Source organism: Mucilaginibacter aurantiaciroseus (assembly GCF_024055595.1).
Classification (GTDB): Bacteria; Bacteroidota; Bacteroidia; order Sphingobacteriales; family Sphingobacteriaceae; genus Mucilaginibacter; species Mucilaginibacter aurantiaciroseus.
In genome coordinates this window covers 159,588-172,309 of the sequence record NZ_JAMXOF010000001.1, presented here as the reverse complement: position 1 = coordinate 172,309, position 12,722 = coordinate 159,588, and the positions used below count along the sequence as shown (strand labels likewise).

Sequence of the window (12,722 nt, the reverse complement as noted above, 5' to 3'; positions counted from 1 at the left end):
GATGAAAGCAGCGATATTAGCACCCGTTGCCTGGCGCACACCGCCCAGGCATTACGGCCCGTGGGAACAGGTTGCCTCTAACATTGCCGAAGGCTTAATTAAACTTGGCGTTGATGTAACCCTTTTTGCCACCGGCGATTCCATCACCGAAGGTAAATTGCAATCCATTTGCGAACAGGGCTACGAGGAAGACCGTACCCAGGATGCCAAGGTTTTAGAGTGCCTGCACATAAGCAACCTGATGGAGCAAGCCGGCGTTTTTGATATTATCCATAACAACTTTGATTTTTTGCCGCTGAGTTATACCGGGCTCATCAACACCCCGGTAATCACTACTATACACGGTTTTTCATCGCCACGGATCATACCGGTTTATAAAAAGTATAATTCTCGTGGACATTATGTATCCATCAGCAATGCAGACCGCAGCGCTGAGTTAAATTACATTGCTACCGTTTACAATGGCTTAGATACCAAAGATTTTAAGTTTACTGAAAAGCCGCAGGACTATCTGCTCTTTTTCGGCCGCATCCATCACGATAAAGGCCCTTTAGAGGCGATTGAGATAGCAAAAAAGGCGAATAAAAGGCTAATAATTGCGGGTATTATACAGGATGAAAACTACTTTAAAGAACAAGTAGAACCGCAGCTTAACGACCAGATAGAATACATCGGCCCCGCCGGGCCCGACAAGCGCAACGAACTTTTAGGCAACGCCCTTGCCCTGTTGCACCCCATTAACTTCGCCGAGCCTTTTGGAATGAGCGTTGCCGAATCCATGCTTTGCGGCACGCCGATAATCGCCTTCAACAAAGGTTCGATGCCGGAATTGATCCAGCACGAAAAAACAGGCTTTTTAGTGAACACGGTAGATGAAGCTGTAGAGGTAATAAGTCAGCTTGGTTCCATTGATCGAGCATATTGCCGGAAGTGGGCAAATTCTCAGTTCTCTAAAGAAAAAATGGCGGAGGATTATTTTAAGTTGTATCAGCAGATATTGGGATAATTAAGTTTTATATAATTGCGAGCGATAGCGTGGCAATCTCAGCATAGCCGCCCGTCCTCTAAGATTGCCACGTCACTACGTTCCTCGCAATAACATAGTTTTTTACCTATAATAAAAGAGCGATGAGGTTATCTCATCGCTCTTTTTGTTGAAGAAAACCTTTCACCTCAAAATTAATCTATTCCATCTTCCTTAAACTTAGCCAGCAGCTCATCCAGGTCAACTTCAGCAAATGATGTTGATGAATCGGAGATACCGTAAGGGATAATGAGCTTGTTGTTGTGCACTATGGCACCACAAGAGTATAATACATTTGGTACATAACCTTCGCGCTCATCGCTGTTAGGGACAAGCAAAGGCTCCTTCAGGCGACCTATCTCTACGGTTGGGTCATCAAGTTTCAGCAGACTTGCGCCAAGCACATAGCGGCGCATAGGGCCCACACCGTGGGTGATCACTACCCAGCCGTCCTTAGTTTCTATAGGCGAACCACAGTTACCAATCTGTACAAACTCCCAGGTAAATTTTGGTTTTTGCAGCAGATCCGGCTTTTCCCAAATGTTTATCTTGTCGGAATACATGATGTAATTATTGCATCCGTCGATCCGGGAGATCATGGCATACTTACCATTAATTTTACGAGGGAACAATGCCAGGTTTTTATTTTGCGCACCGGCACCATACAAAGGCATTATTTTAAAGTTGTAAAAATCGCTCGTTTGCAACAGCTTAGGCATTATCAGCGAGCCATCATACGCGGTATACGTGGCATAATAAGCGTAAGTGCCGTCTTCATTAAAAAACTTAACAAAACGGGCATCCTCAATACCTTTTCGCTCATATTCTGAGATCGGAAAAATAACTCTATCGGAGATATCCGTATCTAATGAAAAAACGATCTCGTAGTAAGAGTCGGCCAGCCAAAGCACTTTATCGTATTCCAGGCGCATATTATCATTCTCCTGGGTCTTTTGCGAATCGAGGATAATGCGGCGCAGATTAGAGTATTCAAAGTGATGGTCGAGTTTATCTTCCAGCTCCTTCAGCACACTGATATCTATCTGGGTGATGGCCGCCTTATCCAAAAATAGTTTTTTATTGTAAACCGCGTTTCTTACGATCTCGGCCTCATCAATATAACTACCTGCGGGTAATACCGTAATTTGATTATTCTTATCGATCAAAGCCCTGCGGAAGGTAATTGAGGAGATGTGCCCCTCGCCCACTGCCCTAAAGCTGATAATAACGCGGCGTTGCCCATCTTCCATTTCGGTTTGATCGGGATCTTCTACGATAGATGGGTTGAAAAATGCCGCCGATTCGATAGAGTACTCGTGCGTAAAGTACGAGCCGATTAGCAACTTGCGGTACACCGTTAGGGTATCAAAATCTATCCCCAGTTCGGCAATAAGCGGTTTTAGTTTACTGCAATGGCGGTTAAGCACACGGGTTATATTACGGTGGCGTTTAGAATATTCTTGCAATAAAGGCGAAACAATGCCAAAGGCCGTTTCTTCACTTATGCCCATTACACGCTCCAGGACTTCCTTGGCCCGGTCGTTTCCATTAAAAAAAAAACGTGCTATTACACGTTTTGGATCGGGATTTACTCTTATTGGTTTTCGTTCTACAGAAAGTCTCATACTTAAAATATGCGTTTAGTTATTAACACTATGCCTGCTAAATTGATTTGAGCAATTTAATAAGGCTTGTTAAAGGCTGTAAATATTACAGTAAGTCACCAAATAACCGTTTAAAATTTCAGATTTAGCCGATTATTATTTAAAGGTGAACAAATACCAGACCGATAAAAAGCCCGATAGTTTAAATCATGCTGTTTCTTTTGATAAGATAGGTTTTCAGGATCTCGTTATAACCCTGTTCAATATCGGCATCTACTAACTGGATGTGATGCTGGGCGCATTTTAGCTCCAGTTGACAACGGTATTCTTTTAATGCAGATTGGTAGCTGTCGCGGATCTTGTTTGGATGCACGCGCACCTCGGTACCGGTTTCGATATCTACAAAATGGTGCGGGCGGTTATCAAAGTCAAAATCAATCTCTTGCCTTTTTCTGGTAACGTTAAATATCACTACTTCGTGTTTTTTATATTTCAAATGCTGAATGGCCGCGAAAAGCTGTTGCATTTTTTCGGGGTTGAGGCTATTCTCCAGCATATCGCTAAAAATAATCACCATAGATCGTTGGTGGATTTCGCCGGCGATATGGTGCAGCACTTGTGTAATATTGGTAGGCGTGTTTTGCTTAGGGTTATCATAAGCCTTTTCCAACTCCGCATACAAACGGAACATATGGCTTGATGTAGATCTCGCCGGGCTCTTCCAATCCATCTTATCCGAAAATAAACACAACCCAAACGCATCCCTTTGTTTCTTAAAAAGGTATATCAGCGAAGCAATGGCGTATACAGAAAATTGCAACTTATTGATCCCCTCTGCCGGAAAGTTCATACTTGAGGAAGTATCAAGCAGCAAATAACAGCGCAGGTTGGTTTCTTCCTCAAACTGTTTTACAAAAAGCTTATCGGTGCGGGCAAGTAGTTTCCAATCGATATTCTTTACAGATTCGCCGTTATTGTATAGCCTGTGTTCGGCAAACTCTACCGAAAAGCCATGAAACGGACTTTGGTGCAAACCGGTTATAAAGCCCTCTACTACCTGCCGGGCAAGCAGTTCCAGGTTTGCCAGCTGGCGAATATGTTGATCGGTACTAAGCTGCGGCATAGTGCAAGTTAACTATAATCTGAACTCGAATTTAAGAATTAAAGAATTTATCGAACTCTTGCTTTGAATTCTGCCCATTCTAAACATTCTTTTAATTCAGGTTCATACAATTTATAACCTCGTATAAATAGCGACTTGCAATACATGGTTAAAATAGGTGGCTGATGCCTGCTGCACAAACTGGTTAAGGTAACCAAACTCAATATCCACTTTTTTATGCAGGCGGTAACCAAAGGCTACATAAGCACGATTTTGGTCGAAGAAGTGCTTGTTTACTTTTTGGTTGTTTTGAACGTTAACCATGATCTCGTTCTGCAAACCAAGGAACATGCCTTTAGTAAATGCATCTGTTTTTTTAAGTGGCACTACAGCCCTTGCAAAATAACGCAGACGCTGGGCAAAATAATGATCGTTTTTTGCGGAAGTATTGCCAAGGAAACGCTGCTCTAACCTAAAGCGGTGCTGCAATGTAGTTGCTTTACTTATTTTGGTGTTGATGATAAGCTGTTCCCAAATACGGCTCTCGGGCCTGAAAGCTTCTACTCCGGCAACTTCATTATTGGTAGCGATGTAGGCATAACCCAAAGCCGCCATTTTATTATTATCGAAATAATAATTTACAGATGGGCGAAGTAACACGTTCTGCAAATAATCATAGTGGTTAGCTGACCGAAACTGCGCATCAAACGACATACCCCATTTATCAGAAAACTTTTGCGAGTGGAACAACGCCGCCCATCCCGAAAAACGGTTATCCTGTGCGAAGAGCTTGCAAGGGATTAATACGGTGATGAGTAGAAGTAGGGTTAATGCTTTTTTCATAAGAATAGTGTATGGCTGCGAATATAAAAAACTTTGTCACCTTGGGCGATAGCGAAGCACCTAATGCACATCATATAAGGCGGCCAATAGATACTTCGCTAGCGTTCAGCATGACAAAAAGGATGCCCTAATCCTTAAACTTAACCAAATTTTTCCTGCCGATATCATATATCAAACGGAAAGCTTCCTGGTTACTGCTGTAGCCCGGGGTATTGTGCAGGCTAAATACAAACTGGCCTTTTAAGCCTTTGGCGATGAATGGAGTGTAAATAATATCTAAACGGTTGTATGTGCTTTTCTCATAAAAGGCGTCACCAAAAAGGATGCGATGGCCATCCCCTTTGTAAAATTCATCAAACAGGGCAAAACGTTTGTAACTCAAATACGCATTAGCAACAAAACCTTTAGGCTTTTGGAAACCGCCCACGCCCCTTGTGCGCTCTAATGACAGCATTCCACCGGCCTCAATGCTTAATGAATCAAGAAAGGTACTGTGGCTAAGATCGGCGCCAATTTTTACCTGGGCAGCGCCATTGTCCTGGATATGGTCATTAGACAGTAGTATAGCCGCGCCGGCATCATGCAGTAAAAAGAAATAATGCGATACATAAAACGGGCTATTTAATGATGGTTGATACTTACCAGAGAAGCCGAAAAGGAACTGTTCCCTATCAGTATTGGTTTGCCGGCTCACCCAGTCTATCCAAACGGTTTCGGTAAGGTGGTTACTCTTAAATCGCGTTAGCAAACCCTCTACATTGGGGCGAAAGTAACGCAGGGTATCGTTCAACATAGCACGCGGGTAATCTGTCAGTAAACCTTCGCGACTAAACGCACCTGCATTAAATAACCAGTTTTTACCGGTGTAGCCATAGTAAGCAACCGGGTTTACACGCACAAAAAACGGGTTACCCCCAAACTCGTGCAGGGCATTTGCACCAAAAATAAAGTGGTTATTGCTATCGATATTAAACCCAACATCCGCTGCGATACGCACACCCGAATAGGTTCGCGAACGTGCGACAAAATCCTTGTATTCGCGGTTATCAAAAAAGCCCATCCCGTTCAGGTGGAAATCTACATTTTGGGCGCTCAACGCCCCGGCGGCTAAAATGGTTACTAATAAAGCTAAGTATATCTTTCTAATCATGCTGTATCGTTGTTATTCAACTACAAATTTTATTATCGGGCTGTTCCTGCTACCTGTAAAGGGCTCGGTACGCAGCGAAAAGAACAGGTCATATGTACCTTTTTCTGTTGGCGCTGTCGCTGTTACCTTATAACCGGTGCTTTGACTTTTCTGTAAGGCTATTTTATTAAAGGTACTGTCGGCAGTCTGTACGTTCACCTGCGTGGTATGTTCAAAAAAGCAGGTTTCAAAATACACTGGGTGTTTGTAGCCAACGTTGGTAAAATTTACCGCAAACGGATAGGGGTTGGTTATAGAAAGGTCAAATTCCACTTTTTGCCCCGGTTTGGCAGTAATAGTTTTTGGCTTGGTGTCTATTATGATCTTTTGATAGGTGCGCAGGTCATCCACCCAACCGCCATACCAGATACCTGCCTCATTCTGGATGGTATCTTTAACTACACCTTTGTTGTAATAGTTCAGCACCAGGTAAACACGTTTACGCTGCAGGCTATCCTCAATTGGCCAAATGCTGAACTGCGTGCGGCGATAATCGCGGGCGTCGTAACTGAAACCTTTAGTATTGTTATTATAAAAATCGTACTTGCTTGGGTTTTGGAAACCTTCGCTAAACACTACATAGCTGTCGCCGGCTTTCTCCTTTATCTTGTGCGCCCAATCTTTAAAGCCATAATAACTGCGCAACTGTAAAGGTTTTTTCAGTATCGCGGGGCCAAACATTATGCCTATCCGCAACCCTACAATAAAAACAATGTTGGCGATGGCTAAAATGCTCAACCATTTGTATGGCTTGTTTTGTTTGGTAATATAGGTGAGTGCCAACATTACCAGCGGTACAAAGCCGATAAGTGTCCAGTGCGCTTCTACCCCGCCTTTAATTGTGTTTAGCAGAAAGAAAATAAATGTACCTGCAGCATTCACTACTAGTGTGCCGGTAAACACATCGGTAATGCGGTTCCTGAAAGCGGCATAAAAAACAAACCAGCCAATAAGCGGGCCGCCCATAGCCAATTGCGTTGGAATGTAGTCGCCCACACGGGCAAAGCTAAAATCAGAACCATTACGCTCGAAAAGATGATATTTTACAGATGGGTAGCCATGACTAACCTGCCACCAAATATGCGGGATGAACAGCACAATCGCACCCAATAAAATCAACCAAAAGGATCTGCGTTTTAACAATGCTATATTGGATGCAAGCGTAAATACAATAAGTAAAACTCCATGATATTTACTGTATAATAAGCAGGCGATGATGAGTGCCAGCAGCAAGGCATATTTTAAATTATCATCCTCCAGGTACTTTTTGTACACGTAATAAAACAGCACGGTGAATAAAAACAGCGGCACATCCGGCGTGGTGGTAAACCCATAAATATGGAAGATGAAAAGCCCCGAAACCAGCAGAATAAACCACTTGGCCTTTACGCCATATTGTTTTACCATCAGCCACATTACGTAAATGCATACGCTATTGCTTAAAATGGTGAGTATGCGTGTGCCGAACTCGTTATGGAACAGGCTATAACCAGCCTTTATAAATAACGCCACCATAGGTGGGTGGTCGAAATAACCCCAATCTAAAAAGCGGGAATAAAGCCAATAATAGGCTTCATCTGCATGGATCTCTAAGGTGTAGGCTTGTATGGCGTTCAGCAGCGTCCAGCACAGTATAAAATACCAGATAGGTTTATTAGACTGGATAGGATGAGTTGCCGTAGTTGCCTGCATTGTTGCAAAGGTAAAATAAAAGCGACAAGCACAATGTGCCAAATCAGCAGGATTATTTTAGATTTGATCGCAGAAAAACTAATACTACAATCATGCTTGATAAACAATTGGAATTTATCCGTCAGCCCCGCCTGATGATCCTGAACATATTAAAAGACTTTTCGCTTGAGCAGTTAAATACCATCCCACCCGGCTTTAATAACAACATCGCCTGGAACATTGGGCACATGTTGGCCGCGCAACTGGGTATTTGGTACAAGCGTGCAGGCTTGGAAGTGGACGAAACCTTTTATCAATTATACAAACCCGATAGCAAACCAGAAGGCCCAACAACGCAGGTACAATTAAATGATATAAAAGAAAGGCTTATCACCAGTTTAAATGATTTTGAAAAGGATTATGCCACCAACATCTTCACGAACTACCCAACCTGGACCACCCGCTATGGCGCAGTAGTTAGCAGTATTGATGAGGCTATCGCATTTTTACCATTCCACGATGGACTGCATATTGGATATATTATGAGTTTGAGGAAGTTGGTGTAGGAACTTCTCCCTCGTGTTAATTCGGGCGATAGCGTGGGAATCTCAGATTACAAGCGGATATGCTGAGATTGCCACGTCGCTACGCTCCTCGCAATAACATATTAAAGAAACAAAAAAGCCATCCGATGTATAGGATGGCTTTCAATTCTATATAAAAGGAAAGGCTTAAACGCCTAACAGCAACCTCGCAGGGTCTTCCAACAATTGTTTAACACGTACCAGGAAACTTACCGATTCGCGGCCGTCAATAATGCGGTGATCATATGACAAGGCAAGGTACATCATCGGGCGGATAACCACTTGGCCGTTTACGGCAACCGGGCGTTCGATAATGTTGTGCATACCTAAAATGGCCGATTGTGGCGAGTTAATGATTGGTGTAGACATCATCGAGCCAAATACGCCACCATTGGTGATGGTGAATGTACCACCGGTCATTTCTTCCAAAGTCAGTTTGCTTTCGCGGGCTTTACCTGCTAAAACAACAATGGCTTTTTCAATTTCGGCAAGGCTCATGCTCTCCGCGTTGCGGATAACCGGAACCACCAAACCTTTTGGCGCAGATACCGCGATAGAAATATCAGCAAAGTTGCTGTAAACTACTTCCTCGCCTTCTATACGAGCACCAACTGCAGGCCATTCTTTTAGTGCCTCGGTAACCGCTTTGGTGAAGAACGACATAAAGCCTAAGCCCACGCCGTGTTTCTCTTTAAATTTATCTTTGTATTTGCTACGCAGTTCCATTATTGGCTGCATATCCACTTCGTTAAATGTAGTAAGCATGGCGGTTTCGTTTTTAACGGCTACCAAACGCTTGGCAACTGTTTTACGTAACGACGACATCTTTTCTCTGCGGTCGCTTCTTGGGCCTTGCGGTGCAGAAGGAGTTGCAGCGGTTGCAGATTTAGCGGCTGGTGCCGGTGAAGCAGCGGGTTGGTTTTGCGCATTAAGTGCATCACCTTTTGTAATGCGTCCATCAACACCTGTACCGTTAACAGATACAGTGTCGACACCTTTTTCAGCTAATATTTTCGCGGCAGCGGGCGATGGCGTACCTGATGCATAAGTTGTTCCTTTTGACGGAGCGTTTTGTGGCGATTCATTAACCTTATCGGCAACAGCCGGGGTAACCGGTGCAGCAGCAGGTGCCGAAGCGCCTGCTCCTTCAATAGTACAAACTACCGCGCCAATGGCTAACGTGTCGCCTTCTTTGGCTATGGTTTTTAATGTACCTGCTTTTTCGGCAGTAAGTTCAAAAGTTGCTTTGTCAGATTCCAATTCGGCAATGGCTTCATCCATTTCAACGGCATCACCGTCTTTTTTCATCCAGCGGGACAATGTTACCTCGGTAATAGATTCACCTACCGGTGGTACTTTTATTTCTAATGAAGATGCAGGGGCCGTACCTCTTTGGTCTGGCGCGGGCGCATAGCCGTTGGCAGGGTTTTCCGGACTTATTGCCGTACCTGGTTCTTCGTTTTTTGTGGCAGATGCAGCAATAGGTGCAGTAGGTGCTTTATCAGCAGATAAGGCAGGTGCAGCAGCACCGCTATCTTCTATACTGGCTACAACCGCGCCAATAGCTAGTGTATCGCCTTCGGCTGCAACAATTTTCAAAGTCCCGGCTTTTTCAGCGGTAAGCTCAAAAGTTGCCTTGTCTGATTCCAGCTCGGCTATTACTTCGTCCATTTGTACCTGGTCGCCATCCTTTTTTTTCCAGGCTGACAGGGTTACTTCGGTAATGGATTCGCCTACCGGCGGAACTTTTATTTCTAAACTCATATTGTATTAGTTATTAGTTGAATGGTGAACAGGGATTGGTTTTAATATGAAGACTTGTAAGTTTTTAACTACTCACAACTCACCAATTACTACTCACTAATCTGCACCAGCATTAGCCATTTTTTCTATTGTTTTTTTGATGGTTTCTTTAACCGCTTTGCCTGCAGGTGCTTCAAACGCTTTTGATACAATATGTAACTGTTGCGCGGCGTGCTGTTTAGCAAAACCGGTTGCGGTACTGCTACCCTCTAAACGCGATATCACATTCAGGTTCATCAACTTATCGTTATGGAACTTGCGGCAAATGTATGGCCATGCGCCCATATTCTCAGGCTCTTCCTGTACCCACAAAAATTCGGTGGCCTTATCATATTTGGCTTTAATTTTCAGAATCTGTTGTACAGGTGTAGGGTATAATTGCTCCACACGTACAATGGCAACATCCTTACGTTTGTCGGTTTGTTGTTTCTCTAACAGGTCGTAATAAATTTTACCGGTACAAAGCAGCACGCGTTTAACCTTTTTAGGGTCAACAAAGTTATCGTCGATCAGTTCATAGAATTTGCCATCGGTAAAATCAGCAAGAGGCGATACACAATTAGGGCTGCGCAATAAGCTCTTTGGTGTAAAAATGATCAACGGTTTACGGAAACTGCGTTTCATCTGCCTCCTTAATATGTGGAAGAAATTTGCAGGCGTTGTACAATTAGCTACCTGGATATTATCGTCCGCGCAAAGTTCCAGAAAACGTTCTACACGTGCCGATGAGTGCTCGGGGCCCTGGCCTTCGTAACCGTGTGGTAAAAGCATAACCAAACCATTACCACGCTGCCATTTTGTTTCGGCACTGGCAATGTACTGGTCAACGATGATCTGAGCACCGTTAAAAAAATCGCCAAACTGCGCTTCCCAAATAGTTAATGCGTTAGGGTTGGCCAGGGCGTAACCATATTCGAAACCTAACACACCGTATTCAGATAATAACGAGTTAAAGATGCTCAGTTTTGCGTTGGTGTCGATAGTTTCTAATGGGGTGTACTCATCCTCAGAATCGGCCAGGGTTAATACCGCGTGGCGATGCGAGAATGTACCGCGCTTAACGTCTTCACCGCTTAACCTTACCGGGAAACCATCTTTTAATAGTGTACCGTAAGCAAGCAGCTCGCCCATTGCCCAATCGAATACGCCGGTTTTGTTAACCATGGCGTTACGGTCCTGGAATAATTTCTCAATTTTTTTGAAGAATTCTTTACCCTTAGGCAGCACCGTTAAATTGTTACCTATTTCGGTAATAGTTTCTTTTGTTACCGATGTATCAACTGCGCTAATCAATTCGCTGTGATTGGCTAAATGTAAGCCACTCCATGCGCCTTCAAACATCGGGATGGTATCGGTAAACCTGTCTGATGCTTTTGCGTCGTCCAGCATTTTCTGTAATTCGCCACGGAAATCCTTTTCCAGCGTTTTTACATATTTATCGTCTATAGTACCTTCGGCTATTAATTTTTTACTGTAAATCTGTAGCGGATTAGGGTGCGCTTCGATAGCTTTGTACAATACCGGCTGGGTAAACTTAGGCTCATCCGCCTCGTTATGGCCATAACGGCGATAACAAAGGATATCGATAAATACATCTTCGTTAAATACCTGGCGGTATTCCATGGCCAGATTAACTACATAAACCAATGCCTCAACATCATCCCCATTTACGTGAAAAACAGGAGAAAGCACAGTTTTTGCAACATCTGTACAGTAAGTACTTGAACGTGCGTCTTTATAATTAGTTGTGAAACCTATCTGGTTGTTTATCACCAGGTGAATGGTACCACCGGTGCGGTAACCATCAAGTTTCTCCATCTGTAAAACCTCGTAAACAATTCCCTGCCCGGCTACAGATGCGTCACCATGTATTAATATCGGGGCGATCTTTGAATGATCTCCATTGTATTTAAAATCAATTTTTGAACGGGTTATACCTTCAACAACCGGATCAACCGCCTCTAAGTGAGATGGATTTGGACAAAGGCTCAGGTGAACTTTTTTACCCTGTTTGGTCTCAATATCTGTAGAGTAACCCAGGTGATATTTAACATCGCCACCAAAAGGAGATTCCGAATAAAAGTTTTTGCCTTCAAACTCGGTAAACACTTCCTGGTAGGTTTTTTCCATGATGTTGGTCAGCACATTTAAACGACCGCGGTGAGCCATACCAATGATGAATTCCTCTAACCCCAATTCTGACCCTTTGGTGATAACCGAATCAAGCGCGGGGATCAAAGCCTCGGCACCTTCTAACGAGAAGCGTTTCTGGCCCAGGAATTTTGTTCCAAGGAAATTTTCGAAAACAACAGCTTCGTTCAACTTGGCAAGCATCTGCTTTTTTTCGTCGGCGTTAAAGCTTGGGGTATTGCGTTTGCTCTCCATCCTGTCCTCAAACCACTTCAGTTTTATAGGGTTGCGGATGTAAGTATATTCTGCACCAATGGCCTGGCAATATGTTTGTTCTAACAATTCGCGAATGTCGCGCAATTTGGCGGGGCCTAAACTAACTTCAACACCTGCATTAAATACGGTGTCCATATCGGCTTCGCTTAAGCCAAATGTTTCTAACTCTTTACCCGGAAAGTACTTGCGGCGTTCGCGTACGGGGTTTGTTTTGGTGAATAAATGGCCGCGTGTGCGGTATCCATTTATCATGTTCATCACATTAATCTCTTTTAGCAAATTTTCAGGTGTGGCAACTGCAACAGCAGAGGTCGCCTGGCTATCTTTACCAAAATCAAAGCCTTCAAAAAACTTTTGCCAGCCAAAATCTACCGATTCGGGGTCTTGTTTGTAAGTTTCGTAAAGTGTGTCAATGTAAGCGGCGTTGGCGCTATTTATATAATTTAGGCGATCCATGAGAAACCAATGTTGTGAAACGGTAGCAAAATTAAGCATA

Annotated in this window: 9 protein-coding genes; 2 read left to right on the top strand and 7 right to left on the bottom strand. The window is 43.6% G+C overall.

Going from position 1 to position 12,722, the window contains the following annotated elements:
- Position 1 precedes the first annotated feature (1 nt).
- On the top strand, positions 2-1,006 hold the full coding sequence (locus NAF17_RS00745; protein ID WP_252756062.1) for a glycosyltransferase family 4 protein: 1,005 nt from the start codon (positions 2-4) through the stop codon (positions 1,004-1,006).
- Positions 1,007-1,179: 173 nt separating this feature from the next.
- Here the strand turns inward: NAF17_RS00745 and NAF17_RS00740 are convergent, their stop codons facing one another.
- The 5 genes from NAF17_RS00740 to NAF17_RS00720 all read right to left on the bottom strand — a co-directional run bounded on the left by NAF17_RS00740 (position 1,180) and on the right by NAF17_RS00720 (position 7,454).
- Complete coding sequence (locus NAF17_RS00740) at positions 1,180-2,649, bottom strand: glycoside hydrolase family 130 protein (RefSeq protein ID WP_252756061.1); 1,470 nt, start codon at positions 2,647-2,649, stop codon at positions 1,180-1,182.
- 181 nt (positions 2,650-2,830) lie between these two features.
- Positions 2,831-3,751 (bottom strand): DUF58 domain-containing protein, encoded by a 921-nt coding sequence (locus tag NAF17_RS00735; RefSeq protein ID WP_252756060.1) that lies wholly within the window; start codon positions 3,749-3,751, stop codon positions 2,831-2,833.
- A gap of 111 nt (positions 3,752-3,862) precedes the next feature.
- Entirely contained in the window at positions 3,863-4,573 is a 711-nt protein-coding gene (locus NAF17_RS00730) for a DUF2490 domain-containing protein (protein WP_252756059.1), read from the bottom strand.
- 127 nt (positions 4,574-4,700) lie between these two features.
- The gene (locus NAF17_RS00725) at positions 4,701-5,723 is read right to left on the bottom strand and encodes a lipid A deacylase (protein WP_252756058.1); all 1,023 of its coding nucleotides are present in this window, start codon (positions 5,721-5,723) and stop codon (positions 4,701-4,703) included.
- A gap of 12 nt (positions 5,724-5,735) precedes the next feature.
- Entirely contained in the window at positions 5,736-7,454 is a 1,719-nt protein-coding gene (locus NAF17_RS00720) for an ArnT family glycosyltransferase (protein WP_252756057.1), read from the bottom strand.
- A gap of 92 nt (positions 7,455-7,546) precedes the next feature.
- Here NAF17_RS00720 and NAF17_RS00715 point away from each other — a divergent pair, with 92 nt between their 5' ends.
- Positions 7,547-7,999: a DinB family protein gene (locus tag NAF17_RS00715; RefSeq protein ID WP_252756056.1), complete on the top strand. Its 453-nt coding sequence runs from the start codon at positions 7,547-7,549 to the stop codon at positions 7,997-7,999.
- 165 nt (positions 8,000-8,164) lie between these two features.
- Here the strand turns inward: NAF17_RS00715 and odhB are convergent, their stop codons facing one another.
- Both odhB and NAF17_RS00705 read right to left on the bottom strand, forming a co-directional pair.
- On the bottom strand, positions 8,165-9,781 hold the full coding sequence (gene odhB / locus NAF17_RS00710) for a 2-oxoglutarate dehydrogenase complex dihydrolipoyllysine-residue succinyltransferase (protein WP_252756055.1): 1,617 nt from the start codon (positions 9,779-9,781) through the stop codon (positions 8,165-8,167).
- A gap of 96 nt (positions 9,782-9,877) precedes the next feature.
- On the bottom strand, positions 9,878-12,682 hold the full coding sequence (locus NAF17_RS00705; RefSeq protein ID WP_252756054.1) for a 2-oxoglutarate dehydrogenase E1 component: 2,805 nt from the start codon (positions 12,680-12,682) through the stop codon (positions 9,878-9,880).
- Positions 12,683-12,722 lie beyond the last annotated feature (40 nt).